27 protein-coding genes, 1 tRNA gene and 1 pseudogene are annotated in these 25,799 nt (G+C 64.9%); 9 read left to right on the forward strand and 20 right to left on the reverse strand.

Annotated elements, in window-relative coordinates; genetic code table 11:
* Positions 1–69: 69 nt before the first annotated feature.
* From IVA91_RS20085 to IVA91_RS20100, 4 genes are all read right to left on the reverse strand, one after another.
* Positions 70–336: a hypothetical protein gene (locus IVA91_RS20085; protein WP_211411683.1), complete on the reverse strand. Its 267-nt coding sequence runs from the start codon at positions 334–336 to the stop codon at positions 70–72.
* Between the two features lie 124 nt (positions 337–460).
* Positions 461–2,371 (reverse strand): propionyl-CoA synthetase, encoded by a 1,911-nt coding sequence (locus IVA91_RS20090; RefSeq protein WP_247281438.1) that lies wholly within the window; start codon positions 2,369–2,371, stop codon positions 461–463.
* A gap of 375 nt (positions 2,372–2,746) precedes the next feature.
* Positions 2,747–3,166 carry a lysozyme inhibitor LprI family protein gene (locus tag IVA91_RS20095; protein WP_247281439.1) on the reverse strand — a complete coding sequence of 140 codons (420 nt, stop codon included), beginning with the start codon at positions 3,164–3,166 and terminating at the stop codon, positions 2,747–2,749.
* A gap of 216 nt (positions 3,167–3,382) precedes the next feature.
* The gene (locus tag IVA91_RS20100) at positions 3,383–4,144 is read right to left on the reverse strand and encodes a tetratricopeptide repeat protein (RefSeq protein WP_247281440.1); all 762 of its coding nucleotides are present in this window, start codon (positions 4,142–4,144) and stop codon (positions 3,383–3,385) included.
* A gap of 83 nt (positions 4,145–4,227) precedes the next feature.
* Between IVA91_RS20100 and IVA91_RS20105 the strand changes: the two genes are divergently transcribed.
* Complete coding sequence (locus IVA91_RS20105) at positions 4,228–5,805, forward strand: sodium:proton antiporter (RefSeq protein ID WP_247281441.1); 1,578 nt, start codon at positions 4,228–4,230, stop codon at positions 5,803–5,805.
* Positions 5,806–5,928: 123 nt separating this feature from the next.
* A complete protein-coding gene (locus IVA91_RS20110) occupies positions 5,929–6,699 on the forward strand; it encodes a hypothetical protein (protein ID WP_247281442.1) in 771 nt (256 codons plus the stop codon).
* Positions 6,700–6,762: 63 nt separating this feature from the next.
* Here the strand turns inward: IVA91_RS20110 and IVA91_RS20115 are convergent, their stop codons facing one another.
* The 5 genes from IVA91_RS20115 to IVA91_RS20135 form a co-directional block, all read right to left on the reverse strand.
* The gene (locus tag IVA91_RS20115) at positions 6,763–7,569 is read right to left on the reverse strand and encodes a glucose 1-dehydrogenase (RefSeq protein WP_247281443.1); all 807 of its coding nucleotides are present in this window, start codon (positions 7,567–7,569) and stop codon (positions 6,763–6,765) included.
* A gap of 11 nt (positions 7,570–7,580) precedes the next feature.
* Positions 7,581–8,000 carry a DUF1850 domain-containing protein gene (locus IVA91_RS20120; protein ID WP_247281444.1) on the reverse strand — a complete coding sequence of 140 codons (420 nt, stop codon included), beginning with the start codon at positions 7,998–8,000 and terminating at the stop codon, positions 7,581–7,583.
* Positions 7,961–10,072, reverse strand: coding sequence for a TRAP transporter permease (locus IVA91_RS20125; RefSeq protein WP_247448915.1), 2,112 nt, complete (start codon positions 10,070–10,072; stop codon positions 7,961–7,963). Before IVA91_RS20125 ends, IVA91_RS20120 begins: the two co-directional genes overlap by 40 nt.
* Before the next feature lie 112 nt (positions 10,073–10,184).
* Entirely contained in the window at positions 10,185–11,132 is a 948-nt protein-coding gene (locus IVA91_RS20130; protein ID WP_247281446.1) for a TAXI family TRAP transporter solute-binding subunit, read from the reverse strand.
* Positions 11,133–11,393: 261 nt separating this feature from the next.
* On the reverse strand, positions 11,394–11,873 hold the full coding sequence (locus IVA91_RS20135; RefSeq protein WP_247281447.1) for a hypothetical protein: 480 nt from the start codon (positions 11,871–11,873) through the stop codon (positions 11,394–11,396).
* Positions 11,874–12,066: 193 nt separating this feature from the next.
* Here IVA91_RS20135 and IVA91_RS20140 point away from each other — a divergent pair, with 193 nt between their 5' ends.
* Positions 12,067–12,372, forward strand: coding sequence for a hypothetical protein (locus IVA91_RS20140; protein WP_247281448.1), 306 nt, complete (start codon positions 12,067–12,069; stop codon positions 12,370–12,372).
* Between the two features lie 265 nt (positions 12,373–12,637).
* Here the strand turns inward: IVA91_RS20140 and IVA91_RS20145 are convergent, their stop codons facing one another.
* Positions 12,638–13,849: a hypothetical protein gene (locus IVA91_RS20145; RefSeq protein WP_247281449.1), complete on the reverse strand. Its 1,212-nt coding sequence runs from the start codon at positions 13,847–13,849 to the stop codon at positions 12,638–12,640.
* Positions 13,850–13,906: 57 nt separating this feature from the next.
* On the reverse strand, positions 13,907–14,533 hold the full coding sequence (locus IVA91_RS20150; RefSeq protein WP_247281450.1) for a CoA pyrophosphatase: 627 nt from the start codon (positions 14,531–14,533) through the stop codon (positions 13,907–13,909).
* A 71-nt stretch (positions 14,534–14,604) separates the two neighbouring features.
* Here IVA91_RS20150 and IVA91_RS20155 point away from each other — a divergent pair, with 71 nt between their 5' ends.
* The 6 genes from IVA91_RS20155 (at position 14,605) to IVA91_RS20180 (ending at position 19,348) form a co-directional block, all read left to right on the forward strand.
* Positions 14,605–15,030 carry a PaaI family thioesterase gene (locus IVA91_RS20155; protein WP_247281451.1) on the forward strand — a complete coding sequence of 142 codons (426 nt, stop codon included), beginning with the start codon at positions 14,605–14,607 and terminating at the stop codon, positions 15,028–15,030.
* 269 nt (positions 15,031–15,299) lie between these two features.
* Positions 15,300–16,322 (forward strand): aldo/keto reductase, encoded by a 1,023-nt coding sequence (locus tag IVA91_RS20160; protein WP_247281452.1) that lies wholly within the window; start codon positions 15,300–15,302, stop codon positions 16,320–16,322.
* Positions 16,323–16,337: 15 nt separating this feature from the next.
* Positions 16,338–17,651, forward strand: coding sequence for a tetratricopeptide repeat protein (locus IVA91_RS20165; RefSeq protein ID WP_247459095.1), 1,314 nt, complete (start codon positions 16,338–16,340; stop codon positions 17,649–17,651).
* Positions 17,652–17,847: 196 nt separating this feature from the next.
* Positions 17,848–18,426 (forward strand): hypothetical protein, encoded by a 579-nt coding sequence (locus IVA91_RS20170; protein WP_247281454.1) that lies wholly within the window; start codon positions 17,848–17,850, stop codon positions 18,424–18,426.
* 53 nt (positions 18,427–18,479) lie between these two features.
* The gene (locus IVA91_RS20175; RefSeq protein WP_247281455.1) at positions 18,480–18,827 is read left to right on the forward strand and encodes a DUF3088 domain-containing protein; all 348 of its coding nucleotides are present in this window, start codon (positions 18,480–18,482) and stop codon (positions 18,825–18,827) included.
* A gap of 200 nt (positions 18,828–19,027) precedes the next feature.
* The gene (locus IVA91_RS20180; RefSeq protein WP_247281456.1) at positions 19,028–19,348 is read left to right on the forward strand and encodes a hypothetical protein; all 321 of its coding nucleotides are present in this window, start codon (positions 19,028–19,030) and stop codon (positions 19,346–19,348) included.
* 34 nt (positions 19,349–19,382) lie between these two features.
* Here IVA91_RS20180 and IVA91_RS20185 read toward each other — a convergent pair whose 3' ends face one another.
* The 9 genes and pseudogenes from IVA91_RS20185 to IVA91_RS20225 all read right to left on the reverse strand — a co-directional run bounded on the left by IVA91_RS20185 (position 19,383) and on the right by IVA91_RS20225 (position 25,797).
* Positions 19,383–20,654 carry an NAD(P)/FAD-dependent oxidoreductase gene (locus IVA91_RS20185; RefSeq protein WP_247281457.1) on the reverse strand — a complete coding sequence of 424 codons (1,272 nt, stop codon included), beginning with the start codon at positions 20,652–20,654 and terminating at the stop codon, positions 19,383–19,385.
* Between the two features lie 8 nt (positions 20,655–20,662).
* Positions 20,663–21,373, reverse strand: coding sequence for a dihydrofolate reductase family protein (locus IVA91_RS20190; protein ID WP_247281458.1), 711 nt, complete (start codon positions 21,371–21,373; stop codon positions 20,663–20,665).
* Between the two features lie 41 nt (positions 21,374–21,414).
* A pseudogene (locus tag IVA91_RS20195) lies at positions 21,415–21,567 on the reverse strand (FABP family protein); the annotation flags it as partial.
* A gap of 260 nt (positions 21,568–21,827) precedes the next feature.
* Positions 21,828–22,592, reverse strand: coding sequence for a DUF2182 domain-containing protein (locus IVA91_RS20200; RefSeq protein WP_247416872.1), 765 nt, complete (start codon positions 22,590–22,592; stop codon positions 21,828–21,830).
* Between the two features lie 78 nt (positions 22,593–22,670).
* Entirely contained in the window at positions 22,671–23,303 is a 633-nt protein-coding gene (locus IVA91_RS20205) for a DUF1326 domain-containing protein (protein ID WP_247281460.1), read from the reverse strand.
* 645 nt (positions 23,304–23,948) lie between these two features.
* Positions 23,949–24,024, reverse strand: a tRNA-Phe gene (locus tag IVA91_RS20210).
* A 184-nt stretch (positions 24,025–24,208) separates the two neighbouring features.
* Entirely contained in the window at positions 24,209–24,391 is a 183-nt protein-coding gene (yacG, locus tag IVA91_RS20215; RefSeq protein WP_247281461.1) for a DNA gyrase inhibitor YacG, read from the reverse strand.
* 154 nt (positions 24,392–24,545) lie between these two features.
* Positions 24,546–25,175 (reverse strand): Maf-like protein, encoded by a 630-nt coding sequence (locus IVA91_RS20220; protein ID WP_247281462.1) that lies wholly within the window; start codon positions 25,173–25,175, stop codon positions 24,546–24,548.
* Between the two features lie 154 nt (positions 25,176–25,329).
* Entirely contained in the window at positions 25,330–25,797 is a 468-nt protein-coding gene (locus IVA91_RS20225) for a low molecular weight phosphatase family protein (RefSeq protein WP_247281463.1), read from the reverse strand.
* Positions 25,798–25,799 lie beyond the last annotated feature (2 nt).

Genomic DNA, 25,799 nt, shown 5'->3' on the forward strand with positions numbered 1-25,799 from the left:
CGTTGCAGGCGGATCACGGGAGACGTGAATGCGAGCAAGCGCCGCGGCACCATAATTTCGGATCGGCACTCACGGCCGTTCGGGATGGTTCAGCATGTATTCGCCGAGATCACGCTGACGGCGATCGGCACGCGCGGTGGCTGCATTGCGCTGGACATCACGGTCCTTGCGGCAGGCCACGTATTCCGGCGAGCCCTGCGCATAACCGCGGCTCTGGCAAACCGCGTCGTCATCGTCGCCGCCGACCGCTACGGGCGTCTGGTAACGCGCGGAGCAGGCGGAGAGTGCGATGGCGAGCAGGGAGATGGCGCCATACTGCGCGAGCTTGGCTGACATTGATCGGTCCTGTCTCATTCGTCATTGCCGGGCTTGACCCGGCAATCCATCGAAATCAAGGCAATTGCCTGATCATTGATGGATGCCTGGGTCAAGCCCGGGCATGACGACCGGAGAGCACAATTCACATCCGCCCCTTCAGCGCCGCGCCGATCTCGTCGAGCACCTTGGGGTCCTCGATCGTCGCCGGCATGGTCCAGGCTTCGCCGTCGGCGATCTTCTTGATGGTGCCGCGCAGGATCTTTCCGGAGCGCGTCTTGGGCAGGCGGCCGACGGTGATCGCAAGCTTGAAGGCGGCGACCGGGCCGAGCTTGTCGCGCACCAGCGCGACGATCTCCTTCTCGATCTCGGCGGGCGCACGCGTCACGCCGGCTTTCAGCACTAGGAAGCCGCAGGGCACCTCGCCCTTGATCGCATCCTTGACGCCGAGCACGGCGCATTCGGCCACGTCCGGATGCGAGGCCAGGATCTCCTCCATGCCGCCGGTGGAGAGGCGGTGGCCGGCGACGTTGATGATGTCGTCGGTACGGCCCATGACGAAGACATAGCAGTCCTCGTCCTTGTAGCCGGCGTCCGAGGTTTTGTAATAGCCGGGGAATTCGCTGAGGTAGGCTTCCTTGAAGCGCGCGTCCTGATTCCACAGCGTCGGCAGGCACCCCGGCGGCATCGGCAGCTTGATGACGATCGAGCCCATGGTGTTGGGCCCGACCGGCTTTGCGGCTTCATCGACGATCTCGACCTGATACCCCGGCATCGGCACCGTCGGCGAGCCGTGCTTCACCGGCAGCATGCCGAGGCCGACCGGATTGCCGGCGATGCACCAGCCGGTCTCGGTCTGCCACCAATGATCGATCACCGGCACCTTCAACTGCTGCTCCGCCCATTCCACCGTCGGCGGATCGGCGCGCTCGCCGGCAAGGAACAGCGTGCGGAATTTCGAGAGATCATATTGCCGGATGAATTTGCCTTCCGGATCCTCCTTGCGGATGGCGCGGAAAGCGGTCGGCGCCGTGAAGAAGGCGACCGCCTTGTGCTCGCTGATGACGCGCCAGAACGCGCCGGCATCGGGCGTGCCGACCGGCTTGCCCTCATACATGATCGAGGTCGCGCCATGCAGCAGCGGGCCGTAGACGATATAGCTGTGACCAACCACCCAGCCGATGTCCGAGCCGCACCACCAGACCTCGCCCGGCTTGACGCCATAGAGGTTGAACATCGACCATTTCACCGCGACGAGGTGGCCGCCATTGTCGCGCACCACACCCTTGGGGATGCCCGTCGTGCCCGAGGTGTAGAGGATGTAGAGCGGATCGGTCGCGGCAACAGGCATGCAGGGCGCCTTCTTGCCGTCGTTCAGCGCCTTGCGCCGCAGGCTCGCCCAATCATAGTCGCGTCCCGGGGTCAGGTCGCAGGTGTGCGGCGGACGTTGCAGCACGATGCAGGCCTTCAGCTTCGCGCTCGCGAGCTTGATCGCCTCGTCGAGCAGCGGTTTGTACTGCACAATACGGCCAGGCTCGATACCGCAGCTCGCGGAGAGAATGAGCTTTGGCTGCGCATCGTCGATGCGCGTGGCGAGCTCCTTGGCAGCAAAGCCGCCGAACACCACGGAATGCACCGCGCCGATGCGCGCGCACGCGAGCATCGCGGTCACCGCCTCCGGCACCATCGGCATATAGAGGATGACGCGATCGCCTTTGGCGACACCAAAATCCTGCATGATTGCGGCGAGTGCCTGCACCTCGCTCAAGAGCTCGGCGTAGGTGAATTTGGTGATGCTGGCCGTCAGCGGCGAATCATGGATCAGCGCGACCTGGTCGGCGCGGCCGCGTTCGACATGGCGGTCGAGCGCATTGTAGCAGGTGTTGACCACGCCGCCGGTGAACCAGCGGCCGTAGGTTCCTTGCGTCGCATCGAAGATCCTTTTCGGCGGCTCGATCCAGTCGATCTCCTTGGCCGCCTCGGCCCAGAATCCTTCCGGATCGGCCAGCGAGCGCGCATGGACCTCGTGATAGAGACTCTTGCCCTGGACGTTCATTCCCGCGCTCCCGTTCCCTTTGGCCTGGTCTTGACCTGACGGCAGGAGAAGCGTCCCGCCAGGACCAGGATCAAGTGCCGGCCTTGCTTGACGGGTATTTTCCCGGGAACGGGCCGCGGTTCAAGCCGAAAAGGATGGGCCTTTTGGAGGAGAGGCGTAGAGCTTGCGCGCATCGGCGCTGCGCTCCCTCTTCCGCCTGCGAGGAGGCTGGGGTGCCTCCGCGTCGGGAGGCCTATGGAGGAAGTCTCCAAGAGGGGAAGGCCCTCACCCGCCGCGCTCTGGACGATGCTTCGCACCGCCGGGGACGCGTCGACCTCTTCCGCAAGCGGGAGAGCTAACCGAGCCAGCCGTGCGACTTCGGTTCTTCAGCGCTTCTCAGCTTGCCATCGCATCGAGCCGCTGCAGGCGGTCCTTCATGACCTTCTTCAGATCATAGCCGGGGCGGCCGAAGCTCGCGTTGCGCGTCGTGAGGAAATCGCGCTGGTTTTTGCGCAGGTCGGCCGCGAGACGCGCTGTCGCAGCCCGCAGCACACGCTCGTAGGTCTCAGCGATCTGGCGGTCCAGCACGCCGAGTTGCGGATCGGCACAGATCACCTTCTCGACCTCGCGCGTCGCCGTGGCGCAATCGAACGACGCAGCGTTGCCGGAAGCCGCATTCATCGCACGCAGCGGCTCGGATCCGAATTTCGCGATCTCGGCGATCATGGCGCGGCGGCCGCTCGCGGCATTCTCGTTACTCGGGTCGAGCCGCAGGGCCGTTTCGTAATCGGCCAGCGCCTTCTTGCGTTCACCCATCAACAAGGCTGATTGCCGCGCCGAGGAAGAAGGCGCGCAGCGAAATTTTGGCAAACCAGGGCATTTGCGCGGAAGAATGTGTGCCGCACATGACATAGGGCTCCGTGACGTCGGGTTCTCACCGTTGTCGCGGCTGGCAAAGGATGGGTTCAAATCGGGCGTGCGGAGAGCTGCCCGCACTCCTCGCCCCGCTTGCGGAGAGAGGCGGAGGTCCCGTCAATATCCATCCACACCGTTCAGCCGCTGCAGGCGCTCCTGCATCGCCTTCTTCAGGTCGTACCCTGGCCGGCCGAATCCGGCATTGCGACGCGCGACGTATTCATCCTGCGCGCGCTGGAGCGTCTTGGCTTCACCCGCATTGCGCGCCTCGCGGATCACGCGCTCATTGGCGGCAAAGATCTCCCGGTCGAGATCGGCGAGCTCGCGATTGCCGCAGATCGCCCTTTCCACGGCGCGTCGCGCACGGGCGCAATTGAAGCTTGGCTTGCCGGCGACCGCTATCTGCGCCCCGATCCGCTCGAGCTCGCGCGCCATTGCCTTGTGATTGGCCTTGGCCTTCTCGTGGTTGGGATCAATCTTCAATGCCGCGCCGAAATCCTGCACTGCCTTGGGCCTGTCCCCCTTCTTCAGCCAGAGCTCACCGCGCGCGTTGAAGATGTCGGCGAGACCGGGATCGAGCTGCAAAGCCCGGCTGTCGTCCGCGATCGCACGGTCGATCTGCTCGTGCCGCGCATAAAGCGCGCCCCGCGCGACCAGCGCCTTAATCAGGGCTTCCTTCGCGGTCTTCTCATGCTCGATCACGGCCGCGCAGGCCGTAACCGCCTTGTCCATATCGTCGGCCGCCGCCGCCGCAAGGCATGGCGCGACATCGACCTGCGCCACCGCGACCGGCTCGCCGCCCGTCGCCGCATGGGCCGCGGCGACCGAGAGCGCGCAGAGCAACCCGGCGCCCGACAGTTGAATGAGAAAGGAACGCATGTTCGTCACGATCGGAACGCCTTGCCTTCAATCTTGCCTGGTCGCCCCACTATCCATCATTACGGCCGGATTGGTGCTAGCTTGTGGCGCCGCTCAAATCGGTTTCGGGAATCACCGTGTCGACATTCGAATGGATCATCGTGCTTCTGCTCGGCGCCGTCGGCTTATCGGCGCTGGCGCGGCGGATCAAGGTCCCCTACCCGACCTTCCTCGCCATTGGTGGCGCGCTGATCGCTTTCGTGCCGTCGAGCCCGTCCTGGACGCTGGAGCCGGACCTGGCTTTGGCGCTTTTTGTCGCACCGGTCCTGCTCGATGCCGCGTTCGACACCTCGCTGCGCGATCTGCGCAGCAATTGGGTTCCGGTCTCGACCCTGGTCGTCGCCGCGGTCGGCTTGACCACGGCCGCCGTGGCCTATGTCGCGCACCGGCTGATGCCCGATATGCCCTGGGCTGCCGCGGTCGCGCTCGGCGCCATCGTGGCGCCGCCGGATGCCGCGGCTGCGGTCGCGATCCTCAGCCAGGTGAAGCTGCCCCACCGCATGGTGAAGGTCCTGGAGGGCGAGAGCCTGCTCAACGACGCGACTGCGCTCTTGATCTATCGCATCGCGGTGGGCGCGGTTGCCACCGAGCACCTGACGTGGAGCCAGGTCGCACCGACCATGGCGCTAGCGCTGGTTGGCAGCGTCATCGCTGGCCTGCTCGCGGGCCGCATTGTTCCGCTGTTCATTGAACGGGTGAAAGAGGCACCGAGCGCGATCATCTTGCAGTTCGCCACCACCTTCCTGGTCTGGATCGCCGCCGAGCATCTCGGCCTTTCCGGCATTCTCACCATCGTCGTCTATGCCATGACGATGGCACGCAGGGCGGGGCTGCGCATGCCGGCGCGGCTACGGGTGCCCTCCTATGCGGTGTGGGAGACGATGGTGTTCGTGCTCAACGTGCTCGCCTTCATGCTGATCGGCATGCAGATGCGACCGATCTGGACGCGGCTCGATGCCGACGTACGCTGGGAATATTGCGTCGCCGCCGCCTGGATCCTGCTCACAGTGGTGCTGGTCCGGCTGCTCTGGGTGACGTTCTACCGGACGACGCTCCGCGCGCTGATCGCGCAGCGGATCTATCGCCCGAAGGATCCGAAGCAGGTCGCCTCTGCCAAGGGCGGCCTCATCATCTCCTGGTGCGGCATGCGCGGCCTCGTCACGCTCGCCACCGCTTTTGCCCTGCCGGAACACTTTCCACATCGGGATTTCATCGTCTTCATCGCCTTTGCGGTGGTGCTGGGTTCGCTGGTGATCCAGGGCCTGACGCTGCGGCCGCTGATCCTGGCGTTCGGCCTCAAGGACGACGATCCTGTCGGCATCGAGGTCGCGCGCGGACGCGCGGTCGCCTATCGCGCCGCGCTCGACGCCATCGAGAGCGATCCGTCGGAGGAAGCGGAAATCCTGCGGCTCGAATATCGCGCGATCCTGATGCAGGCGGAAAACGATCCGAACGGCGGCATCGCCAATGGCGAGCTGCCCGCCGATCCCCTGCGCCGCCGCGCCATCGAAGCCGCGCGCAAATCGATCTTCGACCTGCGCGCGACCGAGGTGATCGGCGACGACGCGTTCCACAAGCTTGAGGAAGAGCTCGATCGCGCCGAATTGAGCGCGGGGGGATAGTTTCATCGTCCGGGACAAGCGCGCCCAGAGCGCGCGCGATCCGGGATCTCCGCGCGAGCGCTTGCGCTTGTGCGGGACGACAGTGGGATTGAACCAAACCCCGCCTTGCCAGACTCATTCCAGATGACGACCCTGATCGACGACCGTCGTGTCCGCGCGCGTGATGCGTCGCCAGCACGATATTTCTATCTCCACATGTCGCTCGCTTGCGCGGCCACCGCGTTTTTGGGCTTTGCACCGACCTATTGGGTGCCGCTTGCCAACCGGACATTCTCCGCAAGTCCCGTGATTCATTTTCACGGTCTCTTGTTCTTCACCTGGTCGCTCTATTTCGTGCTTCAGACCTGGCTCGCAGCCTCGGGCCGCGTGGTCAATCACCGCGCACTCGGCATGGCCGGCGTCTCGCTCGCGACCGCGATGACGATCTTCGGCTTCCTGGCCTCCGTGCATGTGATGCAGCATTCCGCCACGCTCGGGCAGGAGGAGGCCGGCATCGCGTTCTCGATCGTCCCGATGAGCGGGATCGCGTTTTTCGCGATGGCATTCGTGCTCGCGATTGTGAACGCTCGGAGGCCCGAGGTCCACAAGCGCCTGATGCTGCTCGCGGCGGTGTCAATTCTGGATGCCGCGATCGCGCGCTGGTTCCTCACCTTCCTCGCGCCTCCAGGACCACCGGGCCCGCCGCCGGTGCCCGTCACCATCGCGCCGGCCGCCGTCGCCTCGCTCCTGCTCGTCGTCGCCATGGTGCGCGACTGGCGCACCATGGCGCGCGTGCATCCCGTCTACATCTACGGCACGCTCGCACTGCTGGCGGTGAAGGTGCTGAACTGGCCGGTCAGCGAGACGGCGGCCTGGCACGCGTTTGCCGCCGGGATTCTGGCGCTGGCACAGTAGGTCGCTCTAACCTCCGCTGTCGTCCCGGATGAGCGAAGCGCAGATCCGGCACGACGGCGGCGCCTAGGCCCCCGCCTTGCAGGTGATCCCGCCGTCAACCACGAGCTCGATCCCCGTCACGTATTTCGACTCGTCTGACGCCAGGAACAGCGCTGCGTTGGCGACGTCGAAGGCGTCGCCCATGTGGCCCATCGGCACCTGCGCATCGCGCGCGCGCCACATCGCCTCGACGTCGCCCTTGGCATAGCTCGCGGCAAGCCCGGCAGAGTGCTCGACCATCGGCGTCTTCATCAGGCCCGGCAGGATCGCATTGACCCGCACATGATGGCGCGCGAACTCGATCGCGGTGGTGCGCGTCATCTGGTTCATCGCCGCCTTCGAGGCGCCGTAGGTGACGTAGGAGATGCCCATGTGGCGGATCGAGGCGATCGAGGAGATGTTGATGATCGAGCCGCCACCCTGCTTCACCATCACGGGAATGACGTGCTTCATGGCGAAATAGGCGCTCTTGAGGTTGACGCTGAAGACACGATCCCAGCTCTCCTCGCTCACCTCGACCACGCTGCCCATCTCGGCGATGCCGACATTGTTGTCGAGCACGTCGATGCGGCCATGGGCCTTCAGACACGCCGCCACCATCGCCTCGATCTCGGCAGGCCGCGAGACGTCGGCCGTGAATGCCATCGCCTTGCCGCCTTCGTCATTGATGATCTTCGCGGTCTCCTCGGCCGCCGCACCGTTGCGATCGACGCAAAACACCTGCGCGCCCTCGCGCGCAAAGGTCACCGCGGTCGCCTTGCCGTTGCCCCAGCCGGGTCCAATCGAGCCGGCGCCCACCACCATGGCAACCTTGCCGTTGAGCCGATCCATTGTGATCTCCCTTATTTCTCTTGTTGTTCGCAGATGCTCATTTTGGTGACGTTAGCACCGATCGGATGGCCGACAATCTCCGACAATGTCCGGCACTTTCCAGCATGGCACAGCCGCCACTCCCCCGCCGTGCCCGAATTACCCAGCACGACCTCCGGCACCGGCGCGCGGTTCGGTTGCCACTGAAACCAGCCGTCGATCAGCCGCGCCTCGGGCGGCGGCTCCATACCGGGGCCAGTGCCCTTGACGCGGGCCTGCACCAATTCGAGGCCGGCGGGCGTGGCCCGCCAGTCTTCCTGCCATTCGACCTTCGCGATCGAATGCGTCCAGGCCAACGTGAAGGCGGACAGCGCCAGCGCCTTGACGCCGCCTGCCGTTGCCAAGCAGAGGCTCACACCGCCTCGACCGCCGCCGGCGGACGCCGGCGCCATTGCCACAGCACGAGCGCCGCGGAGAGCACGAAGCCGGCCGTGTCGCTGAACGGGAATTCACCGAGCAGGCAGAACGCGGCGCCGAGCGCGACCAGCCGCTCGACCAGCGTCAGCCGCGTGAACAGGAAGCCGATCGCGACCATGCCGAACAGCGCGATCGCCACCAGCGCCTTGAAGCTCGCGAGTGCCACCGCGCCGTAGAAGCCGAGCTTGGCCGCCATGGGATCGCCGGCCTGCAGCATCAGCGCAGGCGAATAGACGAAGATGAAGGGGATGACGTAACCGGCGAGCGCGATGCGCATCGCCTCCCAGCCGATCTTGTCCGGGTTCTCCTTCGCGATCGGCGCCGCCGCGAGTGCGGCGAGCGCCACCGGCGGCGAGAGGTCGGCCATGATGCCGTAATAGAACGCGAACATGTGGCTCGCGATCAGGGGAACGCCGAGCTTGGCGAGCGCCGGCGCGGCGAGCGCGGCGGTGATGATGTAGGTCGGGATGGTCGGGATGCCGGTGCCGAGCAGAATCGACAGCAGCATGGTCATGATCAACGCCAAGAACAGGCTCTTCTCGCCGAGGCCAATCACCCAGCCGCCGAAGATGGTGCCGACACCGGTCTGCGACATCATGCCGATGATGACGCCGACGATAGCGCAGGCCATGCCGACGGTGATGGCGGATTTGGCGCTCTCGGCCAAGGAATCGCGGCAGGCGCGCAACGCCGCAAAGCCGCCGCGCACGAACGCCGCGATCACGATGAGCCCGACCACGACGCAAGCAACCGGCACGATCTGGAGGCCGTCGCGCGACAGCGCGGCGACGACCAGCGCGAGGCCGATCCAGAAGATGTAGCGAATGACCGTCGCGGACACGCCGGCCGTGATGCTGGTCCCCAGGATCAGCGCCACCGTCAGCGCAAGGCCCATGCTGCCGGCATAGAGCGGCGTAAAGCCTTCGAACAGCATGTAGACGAGGGCGGCGAGCGGCAACACGAGATACCAGCGCGTCACCAGCGCCTTCCAGGCGCTCGGGATCTCCGAGCGCTTCATGCCGACGAGCCCGTGCTTGCCGGCTTCCAGATGCACCATCCAGAACGCTGAGGCGAAATAGAGGATCGCAGGGATTGCCGCCGCCTTCACGATCTCCGAATATTGCACGCCGAGCGTCTCGGCCATGATGAAGGCAACCGCACCCATCACTGGCGGCATGATCTGTCCGCCCATCGAGGCCGTCGCCTCGACGCCCGCCGCGAACGCGCGGCGGTAGCCGAACCTGATCATCAAGGGGATCGTGAACTGGCCAACCGTAACGACGTTGGCAACGCCGGAGCCGGAGATCGTGCCCATCATGCCCGAGGCGAACACAGCGACCTTGGCAGGTCCGCCGCGGGTGCGGCCGAACAGGCCGAGCGAGACGTCGGTGAAGAGCTGGATCATGCCGGCGCGCTCCAGGAAGGAGCCGAACAGGATGAACAGAAAGATGTAGGTCGCCGAGACGTAGATCGGCACGCCGTAAAAGCCTTCCGTGCCGAACGACAGATGCGTGACGATCTGGTCGAAATCATAGCCGCGATGGTTGAGCGGCGACGGCAGATATTGGCCGAAGAACCAGTAGACGAGACAGGCGCCGCACATCAGCGGCAGCGCCGCGCCCATCAGCCGCCGCGTGCCCTCGAAGATCAGCACGGCCAGCAGCGTGCCAACGACGAGATCAAGCCGCGTCGGATCGCCGTCACGGGCGATCAGGTCAGCATAGAAGATCCATTGATAGAGCCCGCAGAAGAAGCCGGCGCCGCCGATCACCCAACCGAGCGCACGGCCGAAATTGCTCTTCGCGGTGAAATTGCCGATCAGGCCGAAGGTAAGCAGCACGAGGAAGCCGACATGGACGCCGCGCACCACCTGGCTCGGCAGATAGTTGAAGGCGGCGACATAGAGCTGGAAGGTGGCAAACGCGATCCCGATCCAGTAGGCGAGATGGCCCCACCAGCCCGGACCAAAGCCTTCCGGAAAGCCGTGCTCGAAATTGTCGAACTCGACCTTGATGGGCGCAGCTTCGGTGCCCTCTGCCTGCAACATCGATATGTCCCCGCGCCCTGAAATCGTCATGCCCGGGCTTGCCCCGGGCATCCATCGAAAGATGAGTCCTGGTGGATGGATGGCCGGGTCAAGCCCGGCCATGACACCTGTATTACTTGATCAGCCCCTTTTCCTTGTAGTAGCGGATCGCGCCGGGATGCAGCGGAACCGGGCTGCCGCTGGCGGCCGTCTCGAGCTTGATCTCCTTGCCGGCTGCATGCGCGTTGGCGAGCTCGGGCAGCGACTCGTAGACCAGTTTGGTCATCTGATAGGCGAGATCGTCCGACACCGCCGAACTGGTCACGAGGTAGTTCACGACGGCAGCCGTCGGCACGTCCTTGTCCTGCCCGGTATAGGTGTTGGCCGGAATGATCGCGGAGATGAAGGGCGGGCCGATCTTGTCGACGGTCTCCTTCGGCACCGACACCACCGTGATCGGGCTTGAGGTCGACAGGTCCTTCAGCGAGGCGACGCCGAGGCCGGCCGATTGCAGCGTCGCAGCGAGCTGGCGGTTCTTCATGAGATCGACGGATTCGGCGAAGGGCAGATATTCGACCTTGCCGAGATCCTTGTAGCTCATGCCGGCGGCGGCGAGGATCGCGCGGGAATTGAGCTCGGTGCCGGACTTGGGCGCGCCGACCGAGAGGCTCTTGCCCTTGAGGTCGGCGAGTGTCTTGATGCCGGACTCAGTGGTCGCAACGATCTGGATGTAGTTCGGATAGATCGCGCCAATGGTCCTGAGCTTGTCGAGCTTAGTCTTGAAGCCCGCCTCCTCCTCGCCGTTCCAGGCGGCTTTGAGCGAGTCACCCAGCGTGAAGGCGAGCTCGCCGCGGCCCTGCTGCAGCAGGATGAGGTTCTCGACCGACGCTTTGGTGGCCTGCACCTGCGTCTTCACATTCGGAATCTTGTCGCCGTAGATCTTTCCGATCGCGACCCCGAGCGGATAGTAGACGCCGGAGGTGCCGCCGGTCAGCACATTGATGAAGGATTGCGCCTGAGCGCAAGGTGCCGACGCCGCCAGAGCAAGAGCCGCGGCCACGCCGAAGAACGTCCGTTTCATGGTTGTTGTACTCCCCAAACCGGCGGCGAAATTGGCCGGATGAAGGGGGCGGGTCAACCCATCCAAAAGGCAAAACAGGACTGCGGTAAACGGCCGTTCCGGCTCGATTTTTTGGGGGAACCCGGCGGGTGCGGCGAGGTGGCGCAGCGCTCACCTCTCCGCTCGCGGAGAAGTCGCGAGGCTCGCTCCTCTAGCGGGATTGCCCCCACCGCGAATGCCCCTCTCCCCAATACTCCCCCGCAAGCAGGAGGGAGCGCACCCTCACTGGAACGTCATGTCCAGGCACTTGGAGATATCGGAGCCGAGGCCGGAGGAGATGATGATGCAGCCGCGCACCTTTTGCGCGCTGGCATCGGCGGCCCAGACCGAATAGCCGCCGGGGCCGAAGAACGAGTTGGTGTTCGGCGGCTCGGTCTCGGTGGCGTCGAAATCGTATTTGCCGTCGGTCTCGAAGATGCGCGGCTTCCTGGTGCAGCCGCCGTCGGTCTGGACGTTGATGACTTCCTTGTTGTCGCGGGTCAGCGCCAGCGAGACCTGGCAGCGGAAATATTCCGAGGTCTTGGTGTTGAACAGATAGGTGTAAGACTTGCAGGTCGCGGTGTTCAGCTTGCCGGGGGCAAGGCCGCGGCTGCACGAAATGCGCTGGTTGTGGCTGAGCTGGTAATCATCGGCCCGGGCGGCCGGTGCCAGCGCCGTCAGTGACAATGCAGCAGCCCAGCAGAGTTTAATCACATGGCGCATCCGAATCATCCCCACCCATAATTTGTCGAGTTGCGTTCTAGACGGAAAGCGGAACATAGTCGCGAGGGGACGAAGGGAAAATCACAAACCGCTGGGCGAGACGTGATGCGCTGCGGCGCTTTCGCGAATTGACCCGGAAATACCGTTCGTGATTTGTTCAAACCCGGAATGTCCCGACGGTGGGAGGATGGGAATGACGGGATTTTCAACCAAGTCATTTGCAATCGCAGTCGCGCTCGGCGCCGTTGCCGCGCCCGCACTGGCGCAGACCGCGGCAACGCCGTGGGAGCTCAAGCCCGACACGGGCTACGCCTACGACAAGGAGGGCAAGACCTATTCCTACAAGATGGGCACCAGCAATGCCGGCGAGCTGCTGAAGGGCGCCAAGAAAGTGCCGAAGGGGACGCTGTTCTTCATCGGCCACAACGGCCAGCTCTACATGCGCACCGGCCCATATCTCGAAGGCGACGGCAAGTTCAAGTTCGGGCCGGATCAGTAGGGTTTGACCTCGCGGCGATAGCGGCGCCACACGCTCGGCGTCATCGTCCGCGAAGGCGGACGATCGAGTATTCCAGAGGCCGTTGTAATTGAATCGAGGGGGGCCGCGGCATTCTGGATGCCCCGGTCAAGCCGGGGCATGACAGCGGAGGATGTAGCTGCCGTAGGTGGGCAAAGGCGCCTTAGCGCCGTGCCCACCATTGGTCAGCGCATTCCGGTCGAGAATGGTGGGTACGCTTCGCTTGCCTAACCTACGACAGCGCTAACTAAAACGCCCCCGCCAGCTCCGTTGCGCCGGCTTTGCTGCTGTTCGAGTCCATGCGCTCATCCGTCACCGCCAGCAACTTCGCCACCGTGTTGTGGCGGATCGCGACCGGGTTGCGCTCGTAGCCGCCGCGCTGGAAGAAGTTCGAGGTCGGCACCTGTTCGCGCAGCGCCTGCGGCATCGTCACCATGTCGAGGCCGGTGCCGTCGCCGGTGAGGTTCATCATCTCGAGCTCGGCCGCGGTGAGCGGCCGGGTGTAGCCCTTGGCCCGCGCGAACAGCACCGAGGTCAGGAGCTTGTGGGTCTGGAGCATCGGGCCGACATCGACGTCGAGCACCATGGCATGCATGGCCCAGCCCTGGGCGGTGTTGCCGATCTTCTCGTGCTCGGACCAGGTGTCGGGCACCGACTTCGCATGCGCCACCATTTTCTTCAGTACCGCGAGCTTGTGCTCGAGCGCCTGGCGCGCCGGCCCCGAGCTGCGCGCCACCTTCTCCGAAAGCGCACGGATGAATTCATGGCCCTGCTCGGCCAAGAGCTCGACGCTGTTGGTGGTGAGCAATTGGTTGTAGCCCATCGCGGTCGAGATCGCGCGCTTGCCACCATGCTCGATTCCCGCCTGCACGTCGTAACTGCCGGTGCCGCCGGTCTCGAACGAATAGACCCGCACGGCCTGCTCCCGCGTCAGCCCCGAGGCGAGCGCGTAGCGCGCATAGGCTCGCTTGAACTCGACCTCGTTGGTCGGGCGCTGCGGCGTGAACTGGTAGAGCTCCTGCGCTGCGCGCAGGAAATCAGCGACCACCGGAATGGGCTTTCGTGGCGGGCGCTCCGGCGTTTCCTCCGGCTCCGGGTTCACCGGCCGCTTCGGCCCGTTGTAGAGCGGCGGATGCTCCAGCACGTAATCGTCGAGCGTGATCTGTTGTCCGCTGCGCCGCTTGGCGTTGCGGGTGCGGCGCTTCTCCGAAATCTGGCTCCAATAGGCGCCCGCTTGGGCGTCGAAGGCGGCCCGCGCCGCCTGATATTCCGCGAGCTTGCGGCGATATTCGAGCACAGCCGGCGAGGCCCCACCCTGCGCAAAAAACTGCGACAGGAGCTGAGCGTTGGCATTGCTGACGGCGGGCGGAAGCGCGTCGCCGCCGCGCGCGGCGGGCGCGAGCAGCACGAGCGCGAATGGAACCAGCGTCAGGGCGCGTCGAATCGGTGGGTGATGCATGCTGCCCCTCTTAGCAGGCATCCGGTAACCGTCACGTTAACGTGCCGTTTACCATCGTCATTTCCAGGCGAACACTGGCTGTTCCAGCTCAGTCACGCGTGTGTGCCGACCCGCCAGCACCTCGCGGAACTGGTAGATCAGCGCCGCCGTCGGTGCGTGGATCAGGCTCGCCTGATGATGGAAGCGAATCACGCGTCGCCCGCTTTCGGGGATCGCGACGAAGTCGAAAGCGTTCTCGCGCTCGATCGTGGCGAGCGCGACGCGATGGACGGACGCGACCTCGTCCGGGTTCGGCCTGATCACGGCGCTATCCGACGCCCAGACCACGACCGGCGTGATCAGATAGCCGGAGCGTGTCGGATAATCGTCGAGCGTGCCGAGCACGTCCGTGCTGTTGAGGCGGAGGCCAAGCTCCTCGTCGAGCTCGCGCAGCGCCGCCTCGACCGACGTTTCGCCGGGATCGCAACGTCCGCCCGGCAAGGCCCATTGGCCGCGATGGGCACGCAGATGCGATGCGCGCAGCGTCAGCAGCAACGCAGTGTCATCGCCCTCGCCTGCCGCAATCAGCGCAACTGCCACCGCGGCACGCTTCAATGCCGCCGGCGCTTCTTCCTCAGGCAGGCGCGCGAAGGCCGCGCAGGCGGCGGCGATATTCCGTCGTGTGGCATCGTCGAACGGTCTCATGATGCTTGACTACACCACGTCCGGCCTCGATGAAATGAGATCGCAAGGTCCGCACAGGAATGGACGACGACATGACCAACAAGGCCGCCGCAAGGCTGAAATCAGAGGGCTGGACCATTCTCGAGACCACCGGCTTCATGCACCTGATCGGCCCCTTGTGGGAGCGCAAGGTCGAGGGCCATTACGAGTTCGCACTCGCCACCGAAGACAAGCACCACAACCGCCGCGGCATGGTCCAGGGCGGCGTGATGATGACCTTCGCCGACCGCACCTGTGGTATGACCGCCCGCTACGTCTCCGGTAAGGAGTTCATGGCGACGGTGCAGCTCGACACCCATTTCGTCGAGGCCGGCCAGATCGGCGACATCCTGATCTCCCGCCCGCGCGTCGTGCGCGCGACGCGCAGCCTGATCTTCATGAGCACCGAGGTCTCGGTGGATGACCGCTGCATCGTGATGGCCAATGGCGTGTTCAAGTTCTTGACGGGACCGGGGTAAATTCCACACCCACAACTGTCATTCCCCGCGAAGGCGGGAATCCAGCACGCCGCGGCCTCTCAATCAATCACAACTGTCTCGGCGTACTGGATCGCCCGCCTTCGCGGGCGATGACACTGAATATAAGGCACAAGCGTACCCACCGTCATTGCGAGCGCAGCGAAGCAATCCAGAATCCCTCCGCAGACACATCTCTGGATTGCTTCGCTGCACTCGCAATGACCGGCGTTGCTGGCTATGCTGCCCTCCACCAATATCGAGGACAGCTCATGCAATACCGCCAGCTCGGCCGCAGCGGCCTGAAAGTGTCGCCGATTTGTCTGGGCACCATGATGTTCGGCGGGCCGACGGATGAAGCCGCGTCCAAGCAGATCATCGCGAAGGCATTCGATGCCGGGATCAATTTCATCGACACCGCAGATGCCTATGCGAAGGGCGCATCCGAACAGGTCGTCGGACGCGCGATTGCCCACAATCGTCACGCCTGGGTGCTCGCCACAAAACTCGCCAATCGCATGAACCATGATATGGGAGACGATCCCAATCGCGGCGGGCTGTCGCGGCGCTGGGTGTTGCAGGCAGCGGACGAGAGCTTGGCGCGGCTCGGCACCGACCACATCGACATCTACTATTTGCACAAGGAAGACCATGCGACGCCGCTGGAGGAGACGGTGCGCGCGATGGGCGACCTGATCCGCGCGGGCAAGGTGCGCTATTTCGGCGTGTCGAACTACCGCGCCTGGCGCGTCGCCGAGATCTGCAACATCTGCGACCGGCTCGGCATCGACCGGCCCGCGGTGAGTCAGCCCTATTACAACGCGATGAACCGCATGCCGGAGGTCGAGCATTTTCCGGCCTGCGCCTATTACGGTCTCGGCATCGTGCCCTACAGTCCCTTGGCGCGCGGCGTACTCACCGGCAAATACAAGCCCGATGCGCCCCCGGACAAGGAGACGCGCGCGGGCCGCAGCGACACCCGCATGATGCAGACCGAGTGGCGGCCGGAATCGCTCCAGCTCGCCCAAGAGATCAAGCATCACGCGGAGAACAAGGGCATCACCGCCGGCCAGTTCGCGGTCGCCTGGGTGCTGAACTCCGCTTTCGTGACCTCCATCATCGCCGGCCCCCGCACGGAAGAACAGTGGAACGACTACATCCGCGCGCTCGACTATCGCTTCACCGCAGAGGACGAGGCACTGATCGACCGGCTGGTCGTGCCGGGCCATCCCTCGACGCCAGGCTACAACGATCCCGCCTATCCGATCGAAGGACGCCGGGCGCGGACGGCTTGAACTGTGGAGACGACCATGGCTCACGAAGACCGCTACGGCCTGCCGCTCTCCACCACATCCGATGCGGCAGCCTCCGCCTATCGCGAGGGCGTCGACCTCATGCTCTCGGGGTGGACCGGCACGGCAGAGGCGCTGGACCGCGCGATTGCGACTGACCCGGATTTCGCGCTGGCCCATATCGCCCGCGCCCGCGTGCACGCGTTCTACCAGCAGGGCGATCTCGCGCGCGGCAAGGCGGCGATCGCGCGCGAGCTCGTCGCCAAACGCGGCACCGAACGCGAGCGCTCCCATGTCGAGACACTGGCGTTGGCGATCGCGGGACGGCTGCCCGAGGCGATCGCCGCGATGCGCAAGCACGTCGAGACATGGCCGCGCGATGCATTGGTGCTGTCGCTGCCGCTCGGCGCCTTCGGTCTGTTCGCCTTCTCCGGCATGGCCGATCATGACCGCGCCCGGCATGAGCTCTGCGAGCGCGTCGCGCAGCACTATGGCGAGGATTGGTGGTTTCTCACCATGTATGGCTGGGCGATGACGGAGAACGGCGACGTCCCCCGCGGCCGCGACGTTACCGAGCGCGGCTTCGAACTGCGCCGGGCGAACGCCCATGCCGCGCATGCCGTGCTGCATGCGATGTTCGAGGACGGCTCGATCGAGGCGGCCGATCGTCTCGTTGACGATTGGATCCCGTGTTACGACCGCGCCGGAATTTTGCACGGTCACATCCGCTGGCACCAGGCCCTCGGCGCGCTGGAGCACGGCGATGCAGCCCGGGCGCTGTCGATCTATGCCGACGTGCTTCAGCCGTCGGTCACGCAGGCGCCGCCGCTCAACGTCATCACGGACGCCGCATCGCTGTTGTGGCGCCTCTCGACCTACGGCCACACCGTACCGAAGGCGCTCTGGCTCGATGCCGATGCCACCGCGCAAGAGCTGTTTTCGAAGTCGAGCCTGCCTTTCGCCGACGTCCACATGGCACTGTTCGCCGCCGCAACGCAGAATCACGAGGCGCTTGCCGCGCGCCTTGCGGCGATCGAACAGCGGCTCGCGGACGGCAAGCTGCCGGCCGGCCCGGTGGTGCCCGCGATCTGCCGCGCGCTTCTGGCCTTTGCGGATGAGGATTACACGGCGTGCGCGCAAACGCTCGGGCCGGTGCTGGCTGACGTCGTGCGCATCGGCGGCAGCCACGCCCAGCGCGAATTGATCGAGGACACCTACCTCGTCGCGCTGATGCGCAGCGGTGAACTCTCCCGCGCCCGCGCCCTGCTCGACGCCCGCCTGCACCGCCGGCCATCCTTGCGCGACAGGCGTTGGCAGGCGGCGATGGGCTAGCTCTGCCACCAAAAAAACACTAGCCTGACGGCAAGTGCCGGCTGGGACAGGCTGGGCGATTTCGACGAATCGCCGTCGGGGTGACGCGGTGGTATTCCAGATGGGTCGGGCAAGGCACACGGGATCGCAGCCAATTTGCGGTTCGATGGTTATCGGACGGAGCTTTTCCCTGGTTCTCTGGCATATGAGCCTTCCGATGCGCCTCCGCCGGCCGGTCCTCGGTGCCGCCCTCATTGCCCTAGCAAGCCCTTGCTTTGCCGAGTCTTCTGCTCCCATTCCTGTCAAAAATCCGCTTGAGCAGCAGAACGCCTTCATTGACCTGCTGGCGCTGATGTCGGGCAAGTGCAAGACGCTCAAAGTCGCCGGGCGCACCTATGCCTGCAAGACGATCGCCTACGCCCATGGCGACAAGGGCCGGGTCAATTTCGCGGTCGCGGTCGACGATCCCACCGACGCAAATCACGTGGTGTCGTTCTCGGGCGAGAACGGCAAACGCGCCGACGACAATTCCTACGAGCTGCCGATCGACCGCATGCTGCTCAACTCCAAGGACCGTCCCAAGGTCGACGGCCTGCCGGTGCCGTCCGAGCAGACCTCCACCGGAATCTGCCGCCAGACCGGCAATTTCGCCGCCAGGAAGGTGAACGACGTCACCTGCTCCGCCACCGACAGCGAAGGCCGGCGCTACGAGCTCTTGTTCGTCTCCGACGGCACGCCGGTCAGCGTGCGCCGCATCCGGCAATCGGCGCCGTCGATCCAGGATCCGTTCAAGTAGCATCCTCTGTTGGCGTCAGCGTGTATGATCGCGGCCATGCTCCGGAGCGACCCATGATGCGCGATCGTCTGTTTCTGCTGCGCCCCGATTTCGAGGACCCGGCCTTTCCGGGCCGGCGCTTCTACTGTTGGCATTGCGCGCTGATCGAGGGCGTGCTGGCCTCCTTCCCGCTGGCGGCCGAACAGCTCGACGTCGCGCGCATTGCGTGGCCGCGCCCGCGACAGGCCGTGATCACGCTGGTCGGCGAAGAGAATCAATCGCTGCCGCTGCTTGTGCTCGCGATTGGGGCAACTTCGCCGCACCAGACCGGCAGCCATCATGGCCGCGCCTTCATCGCCGACAAGGACGCGATCCTCGCCGCGCTCTCCGAGCGCCACGGCTTTCCCGATCCGCATCCGTGAGGGACGTCCGAGCTGGTGGCCTCATTCGGGCGGCATGATGGCAGCGGCACAACAACGCCTACCTTGCGACAATAAATCCGACGACACGCGATCATTCGCGCGAACCGGACGTCACACGCTGCGTCGTTTCGACGCCCGCTCTGGCGGGAACGCGCTGCATGCTCATCTGTTGTCACACGACATTCAACCGGAGTGATGACATGAAGTACCTCTTTGTCGCGATCGCGATCGGTGCTGCGGCGCTTGCCGGCGGATCGGCGGCGAACGCGGCCGATAATTCGAGCGCGAAGCAGAACGCGCAGGACAGCCGATCGACCGACATCAGCGCGCAGCATAGGCACTATTATCACGGCCACCGGCACCATCATCACTGGCGTCATCACCACCATGGCCATTATCGCCCCCATTACCGGAGCTACGGCTATTACCCGCGGCACCACGGCTATTATGGCGGCGGCCCGTACGGATATTACGGCGGTGGTCCCGGCGTAACTTTTAGCTTCGGCGGCGGACGCTGGTGAGACAAATGGCCCGCAGAGATGCGGGCCTTCTTTCTTAGCTCCGCAAGATCACCCCTGCCGTCTCCAGGCCGCTCGTCAGTGCCGCTTCGACCGTGCCCATATCGCGGCCGCGATAGAGCGCTTCGCCGGACAACAGCACCAAGCCGTCGGCGCGGGCGAGTATCGCTTGCGCCTCGCGCGTCCGTGGCGTGGCCCAGGAATAGGCGCCGCGGGCAAAGGGATCGTGCGCCCAATTGCTCGCGGCCGCCGCCACGAGATCGCGCGCGATGTCCTCGCGTGACCGCTTGAAGATGGCGGCGAGCGAATCGAGCCCGGCCTCGATCAGTCCTTTCGAATCGAGATGCGACAGCGCCGCCGTCCGTGGACCGCCGAACCAGCCGGTGAGCAGGGGATGCTGGTCAGGATATCGCGTCCACCACACCGGAATCGCTTCGTCGGACAGCAGGAAGGTCATGTCGGCGAGGTCGTCTTGTCGGTCGCGCCACCATGGCCGCGCGAAGCGGAGCAGGATCTTGATGACGTTGCCGAAGGCGATGTCGTCGGCGGCAGCAAGCCTCGCGCTCACGCTCGCCGGCAGCGCGATCTCGCGCAGCAGCGGCAGCGGCACGGTGAGGATCGCCCGGTCGCAGGCAAGCCCATCACCGCCGGCGCAGCGAACCGCTACGGCGCCGCCCTCTTCCACGATCGCCAACACGGCGCAACCGAGCCGGATCGCAACGCCGCAGGCGCGGCACTCGGCCGCCAGAAAATCGATCAGCGCGCCATAGCCACCATTGATGCGCGCCTGCGGCGAGTGACCGCCATCCATCCACTCCTCGCGCAACGCCAGTGTCGAAGCACGCTCGGGGTCTGCCGCGTCATAGCCCTCGACCATCCGCTCGATCGAATGGCGCAGCCGCGTATAGTCCTCCCCGGCAAAATGGCGGCGCAGGAAATCGGCCACAGTCAGATCGTCCTTCAAGTCCCGCAGCGCGGCTTGCAGCTCCGCCTCATGCGGATCGTGGCGGTCCTCACGCGAGAGGCTTGCGCCGTCAAAGCTCCATTGCGTGCCTTCGATCTCCTGAAGGGACAGCCCGGCTTCGCGCAGCAAAGCCCGCGTGACCGGCGCCTCGCCATGGACGAACTCGGCTCCGCCGTCGGCGGGATAGCCGAATTGCAATGCCGGCAGCGGATTGATGCGCCCGCCGCAGCGCTCGCGCGCCTCCAGGATGGTCACGCGTCTGCCCGCACGCGCCAGCTCCCGCGCTGCCATCAGGCCGGCGGCGCCGGCGCCGACGATGACGATGTGCTCCGATGATTCCGACATGCCGGCGCTTACTTGGCCACGGCCTGCGGCTCGTTCTGGATCAGATAGCGCAGCAGCAGGACACCGCCGCCGAGCTCCCGCGTGCTCTCCAGCGTCATCGCCATGATGGGCGCGCGCTTGTCGCTGTCCGCAGCCGTCGAGTCGAACACGAAGGGCGCACCGCTCGCGCCATCCACTGCTGGGCTGAGGATCAGATTGAATTCGTCGATGAGACCCGCGCGCAGGAACGCGCCATTGGCGACACCGCCGCCCTCGACCAGCAGACGCTTCACGCCGAGCTCACGGCTGAGGATGTCCAGCGTCAGCGCCAGATCGATCTCGGACTTGCCGGCGAAGACGTAGGACACCCCCTCGCCGCGCAGCCCTGCGAGATGCGAATCCGGCACGCTTTCGGCTAGCACGACGACAATTGGATCCCCGCCGATGTCGGCGCGGCCCCAGCCGATCTTGCCCTGCGCATCGAGCACGACCCCAAAGCTTTTCGCATCGCGTCGTGCGAACCAGTTCTCGCGCGGAAATTTCTCGCTCGTCGCGGTCGGATACGGCTTGCCCTTGGCGAATTCCGAGCCAGTAACGCGGCCGATCACCCAGGCGTCGCCGCCGAGCTCGTCATGGATTTTCTCGAACCAGTCCGTGCCCGCACCCTTCGGACGCCAGCGGCTGGGATGCGTGCGGCCATCCAGGCTGGCGTGCATCAGGCAGATGACATAAGGCTTCATGTGATACTCCGGTCTCAGGCCGCCGATCCGCCAGCCAAGGCGCGCTGCTCCGGCCCCTCCGCCTTCGGATTGACGTCGATGCCCTTGTCCGCCTGCCAGCTGCCGGCGAGACGGCGGAGCGGACCGAGATTGGCAAGGCCGTCGGGCGAAACGTCCTCGGGCTCGGTGAAGATGTCGGCGGCAAGAGGGAGCACGGGGGCCTCGCGGGATTGCGAGGAGCAGCAATAGCACGGAGGCGGGAACGCGGCTCGTGCTCAAGTCTCACAATTGCGAATGGACATAGGCGCCACGCGCAGACGGTTGTTGGAAGGACCTTGCCAAGTGAGCGAAGTGGAGCTGAGCCTCCTCAGCCTTAAGCTTTGGTTGGGGCAAAGCTCAATTCTTCAGCTGACGACATCCGTGTGACCACGGAGGTCGGCTGGAAGCGATACCTTTGGTCATCTGTCCCGGCCTCTCACATCGCGCGTGCCAGAACGATCGTGCCGGACAGGATGAGGACCGCGCCCGCCGCATAACTCAATCGCCGGCCGAGCGGCAGCAGTTTCTCAGCGGCGACATAGAGCGCAATGCCGACGACCCAGGCTAGATTCATCGCGCCGCCGACGAACAGCAATGCCATCAGAAACCAGCAGCAGCCGACGCAATAGCTGCCGTGGCGAAGTCCCATCCGCAAAGCTCCGCGCGTGCCGGGCCGCCAATGCCGGCTGAGAAACAGCAGCGGGCTCTCGCAGTAGCGCAGGCACGCATGTTTGAGCGGCGTGAACTGGTAGAGGCCTGCGGCAAGCAGAATGCTGCCGCCGAAGATTGCGCTGGTGCTGGTCATCGCCATCGACAGCAATCCCAAGCGTTCCAACACCGATTGCGCCAGGACCGCAACGACACTGAACCCCGCCCATGTCACGAGATAACCGGCGAGAAAGATCCAGGCATCGATTGCGGCCCGGGATGCAGTCTCCTGCTTGCGCTTGACGGTCGCATACAAGAGAACGGTGGGCGCCGCGCTCGGCGCCATCATCGCGATCATCATCACCCACCACATCACGAACAGCAGCGCAGCGTAGAGTGGCGTCCACGGCATTGGCGCCATGTCCGGCATGGCGGTCATCATCTCGGTGTCCATGCCGGCGCCCCCCGCGAGATAGGCCCAGGCGAGCGCCGCCACTGTGGCGGTCCCGATTGCGACGATCAGCCGGTCGCGCTGAAGTAGGCGTTCCAGCATCAAGCGCCCCCGCATGGACTTTTCCAGGATCGCGATGAGGAGCCGACACCGAGGCCTCGTCTCGATGTCAGCGCCGCATCATGCCGCAATGCCCTCGGGCGTTTGCACGACATTGGCGAGCGAGCTGTGCGTGCCCTGGGTCTCGAACGGGATCGCACCGGTCGAGCGGATGTTGGCGGACGCGATCTCGGCAGCCCTGTGCTCGAATCCCTCGGGCATCACCACCTGGATGCGGTGCGGATCACCCGTCACCGGATTCCTGATCGGCTCGACGTCGGTCTCGAGCACGCCCGTGGCGACGAGTTTTGCGACGCGGCCGTCCTTGTCGAAGGAAAATTCGAAGGGGGCGAAAATCGGATCGTGGATCTTGGTGACGATGAGGCTGACAATCTGAAAAAGCGTACCCTCGGCCGAATGTTTGCCTGAAAAGATATTGAACAACGCCTGGCGCTGTTCCGGCGCGGCGCGTTCGTCGATGATGGGCTGGATTGTCCCGTTGCCTTCATGCAGCGGGCCGGGGAAATCGACCGTGATCGCGAAGCACAGACCGTCGAGCCTGGTTCCTTCGAAATGTCCTTTGGCGATCCGCATGCCGAACATTCCCTTGCAATAGCCCTTGGTCGGCGGCGCATTGAAATCGCAGGGGCAGCCAAACGCGCAGGTGCAATTCTTCATCCATTCGCCTTCGAGACGCCAGTCCGATGCAGCCATGGCACATCTCCCAATGTGAGCGAGGGACGCGGCAGCCGTAGACGAATTTTTTCAGCGTTATGTCGAAGCCTTGCGAGAAAGTGCGAGCGGGATCGAATCCGATCAGAAGGCCGGCATCGCGGGAAAGTCTGTGGCTAGCTGCCATTTACCGTCCTATGGCCAAGAGCATATCAGCTGCAGCCGGGCGCGTACAGCGAACGGATGCGGCAGAGCAGCCGGCTCTTGAGACGTCGAACTGCCACCTTTCAGGCCATCTGCAGCGATGCTGGCTCAGTGCCGCATTGAAGTGGCCCGGCGGAGGTGGCGCTCATTTGCGCAACGCTGGCTTGCTAGACGGTTCGGGCGTCGATGCCGATGCCGACGTTACCCGGCGCCGTGATGAGCGAGAAGGCGGCCTGGCCGCCCAGGACCGAAAAGGGAGAGGTGTAGGTGATGCCAAGAGCAAGGGCGTCCCATGCGCGTTGAGTCCGGTCACAACCGAGCCGCGCGCGCCATTGCTGGTGACGAAATTCTGCGCCGCTCCGGCGTTCGCCTGGAGATGCAGGTAGACCGTCGCATATGCCCAGCCAGGAACGCCCCGCGAGCGCGTAACGCGTGCCGATCTTGGCTTAGTCAGCTTCTTGCTTCAGCGCGGGAAAGCGTAGTTGGTGCCCAGGGGCGGAATCGAACCACCGACACTGCGATTTTCAGTCGCATGCTCTACCAACTGAGCTACCTGGGCGTGCTCCAAGAGAGGGGCCAAAGCCCATCGAGCGGGCGGTTTATAGTGGGCCGAGAGCGGCCTGTCCACCCGGCTTCGCGTGAAGGCTGCGCCGGGCGCGGCCCGGCTGTGTACAAGGTGGGGCAGTGTCGCTGCGGCTGGCGCCTGGCGCTTCCTGAACTTAACAAATCATTGATATTGCTTTCTATTCTACGTCATCCACCTCGTCGTCGCGGCCGGGGATGACGTAGGAGCCCTTCAACCAGCGGTTCAGGTCGACGTCGCGGCAGCGCGAGGAGCAGAACGGGCGGGTGGCCTGCGACTGCGGCTTGCCGCAGATCGGGCAGGTCTTGAGGGGTTTGGCGGGCGTTTTGAGGTGATCGTTCATGGTGTCGGCGCTTACACGAGGTGAAGGAGTTCAACAGCCTGTCAGGAAAACGGGTTCCTCGCGCGGCGGCGCAGGCGTTCGCGCGGCGGGCCGGTGGGGCCATTCTACTGCGCATGGGGTTGTTTCGCGATTTTTCTCGAGGGCGCTGTCGTGCTCACAGCGCGGTGGCGTTGAGCCAGCCGAAGCGGATCGGAAAGCCCTCGCCGCCGAGCAGGGTCGTCGTCTCGTACAGCGGCAGGCCGACTACGTTGGTGTACGAGCCGACCATCTTGACCACGAACGAGCCGGCGATGCCCTGCACCGCATAGCCGCCGGCTTTGCCGCGCCATTCGCCCGAGCCGATATAGGCCTGGATGTCGTCTTCCGACAGGCGCTTGAAGCGGACGCGGGTCTCGATCAGGCGCTGGCGAAAGGCCTCGCGCGGCGTGACGACGCAGATCGCGGTGTAGACACGGTGGTTGCGGCCCGAGAGCAGCCGCAGGCACTGCGCGGCTTCGTCGACCAGATTGGCCTTGGGCAGGATGCGGCGGCCGACCGCCACCACGGTGTCGGCAGAGAGGATGAAGGCGCCGCGCAGCTCATCATCCAGCTGCACCGATTTGAGCGCCGCATCGGCCTTGGCCCTCGCGAGGCGGTTGGCGCAGGCGCGCGGCAGCTCGCCCCGCTTCGGCGTCTCGTCGACGTCGGCCGGCCGGAGCGCGTCCGGCTCGATGCCGGCCTGATTGAGCAGCGCCAGGCGCCGCGGCGAACCGGAGGCAAGTACGAATTTGGGGCGGCCGAGCATCAGGTGATTTGGGGGATGAAGCGGGGTGAATTGCGCGCGGAACCTATCGGAAGGGGGCCGGTTTCACAACCCGGGAACCGGAGGTTTGGTGATTCGAGGTTGCCAACACGCGTGTGCCTGCGCTCTGTGACGCGGGTGTTACGCACGCCGCATGCTATCCGCTCGCCGCACCCACCTTCGCGAACCGCCTGCGGATGCGCATCAAGAGCTGATCGCAAACCTCGCGATAGGCGGCGAGCTTCTGGTCACGGCTGCCTTCGATGGTGGTGGGATCCTGCGTCGGCCAGTATTCGACCTCGGCAGCGAGCGTGCGGGTCAGCTCAAGCGCCTTGTGGTGGGCCTCCGGCGACAATGTGATGATGAGGTCGAAGTTCAGGCCCTCCCAATCCTCCAGCTCCTCGAAGGTCTGCGGCTTGTGGGCGGAGATGTCCTGGCCGAGTTCGGCCATCACCGACACCGCAAATGGATCGAGGTCGCCCTTCCTGGCACCGGCCGACTTCACGTAGAGGCCCTGCGGAAACATGTGCTGCAACAGGCTCTCGGCCATCGGCGAGCGCACGCTGTTCATCGCGCAGGCGAACAGCACCGATTGCGGATCGCGTGCGCGTGGCGGCGCCGCCATCG

It is taken from the genome of Bradyrhizobium sp. 153 (assembly GCF_023073835.1).
Classification (GTDB): domain Bacteria; phylum Pseudomonadota; class Alphaproteobacteria; order Rhizobiales; family Xanthobacteraceae; genus Bradyrhizobium.

What these genes read in the sequence shown, in the direction of transcription:
- IVA91_RS20165 (WP_247459095.1), top strand. Translation starts at nt 16,338, where the DNA reads ATGGCTCACGAAGACCGCTACGGCCTGCCGCTCTCCACCACATCCGAT.
- IVA91_RS20190 (WP_247281458.1), bottom strand. Translation starts at nt 21,373, where the DNA reads ATGAAGCCTTATGTCATCTGCCTGATGCACGCCAGCCTGGATGGCCGC.
- IVA91_RS20175 (WP_247281455.1), top strand. Translation starts at nt 18,480, where the DNA reads ATGATGCGCGATCGTCTGTTTCTGCTGCGCCCCGATTTCGAGGACCCG.
- IVA91_RS20145 (WP_247281449.1), bottom strand. Translation starts at nt 13,849, where the DNA reads ATGCATCACCCACCGATTCGACGCGCCCTGACGCTGGTTCCATTCGCG.
- IVA91_RS20155 (WP_247281451.1), top strand. Translation starts at nt 14,605, where the DNA reads ATGACCAACAAGGCCGCCGCAAGGCTGAAATCAGAGGGCTGGACCATT.
- yacG (WP_247281461.1), bottom strand. Translation starts at nt 24,391, where the DNA reads ATGAACGATCACCTCAAAACGCCCGCCAAACCCCTCAAGACCTGCCCG.
- IVA91_RS20130 (WP_247281446.1), bottom strand. Translation starts at nt 11,132, where the DNA reads ATGAAACGGACGTTCTTCGGCGTGGCCGCGGCTCTTGCTCTGGCGGCG.
- IVA91_RS20220 (WP_247281462.1), bottom strand. Translation starts at nt 25,175, where the DNA reads ATGCTCGGCCGCCCCAAATTCGTACTTGCCTCCGGTTCGCCGCGGCGC.
- IVA91_RS20115 (WP_247281443.1), bottom strand. Translation starts at nt 7,569, where the DNA reads ATGGATCGGCTCAACGGCAAGGTTGCCATGGTGGTGGGCGCCGGCTCG.
- IVA91_RS20200 (WP_247416872.1), bottom strand. Translation starts at nt 22,592, where the DNA reads ATGCTGGAACGCCTACTTCAGCGCGACCGGCTGATCGTCGCAATCGGG.
- IVA91_RS20185 (WP_247281457.1), bottom strand. Translation starts at nt 20,654, where the DNA reads ATGTCGGAATCATCGGAGCACATCGTCATCGTCGGCGCCGGCGCCGCC.
- IVA91_RS20140 (WP_247281448.1), top strand. Translation starts at nt 12,067, where the DNA reads ATGACGGGATTTTCAACCAAGTCATTTGCAATCGCAGTCGCGCTCGGC.
- IVA91_RS20150 (WP_247281450.1), bottom strand. Translation starts at nt 14,533, where the DNA reads ATGAGACCGTTCGACGATGCCACACGACGGAATATCGCCGCCGCCTGC.
- IVA91_RS20160 (WP_247281452.1), top strand. Translation starts at nt 15,300, where the DNA reads ATGCAATACCGCCAGCTCGGCCGCAGCGGCCTGAAAGTGTCGCCGATT.
- IVA91_RS20225 (WP_247281463.1), bottom strand. Translation starts at nt 25,797, where the DNA reads ATGGCGGCGCCGCCACGCGCACGCGATCCGCAATCGGTGCTGTTCGCC.
- IVA91_RS20110 (WP_247281442.1), top strand. Translation starts at nt 5,929, where the DNA reads ATGACGACCCTGATCGACGACCGTCGTGTCCGCGCGCGTGATGCGTCG.
- IVA91_RS20135 (WP_247281447.1), bottom strand. Translation starts at nt 11,873, where the DNA reads ATGCGCCATGTGATTAAACTCTGCTGGGCTGCTGCATTGTCACTGACG.
- IVA91_RS20205 (WP_247281460.1), bottom strand. Translation starts at nt 23,303, where the DNA reads ATGGCTGCATCGGACTGGCGTCTCGAAGGCGAATGGATGAAGAATTGC.
- IVA91_RS20120 (WP_247281444.1), bottom strand. Translation starts at nt 8,000, where the DNA reads ATGGCGCCGGCGTCCGCCGGCGGCGGTCGAGGCGGTGTGAGCCTCTGC.
- IVA91_RS20095 (WP_247281439.1), bottom strand. Translation starts at nt 3,166, where the DNA reads ATGGGTGAACGCAAGAAGGCGCTGGCCGATTACGAAACGGCCCTGCGG.
- IVA91_RS20125 (WP_247448915.1), bottom strand. Translation starts at nt 10,072, where the DNA reads ATGTTGCAGGCAGAGGGCACCGAAGCTGCGCCCATCAAGGTCGAGTTC.
- IVA91_RS20170 (WP_247281454.1), top strand. Translation starts at nt 17,848, where the DNA reads ATGCGCCTCCGCCGGCCGGTCCTCGGTGCCGCCCTCATTGCCCTAGCA.
- IVA91_RS20085 (WP_211411683.1), bottom strand. Translation starts at nt 336, where the DNA reads ATGTCAGCCAAGCTCGCGCAGTATGGCGCCATCTCCCTGCTCGCCATC.
- IVA91_RS20180 (WP_247281456.1), top strand. Translation starts at nt 19,028, where the DNA reads ATGAAGTACCTCTTTGTCGCGATCGCGATCGGTGCTGCGGCGCTTGCC.
- IVA91_RS20090 (WP_247281438.1), bottom strand. Translation starts at nt 2,371, where the DNA reads ATGAACGTCCAGGGCAAGAGTCTCTATCACGAGGTCCATGCGCGCTCG.
- IVA91_RS20100 (WP_247281440.1), bottom strand. Translation starts at nt 4,144, where the DNA reads ATGCGTTCCTTTCTCATTCAACTGTCGGGCGCCGGGTTGCTCTGCGCG.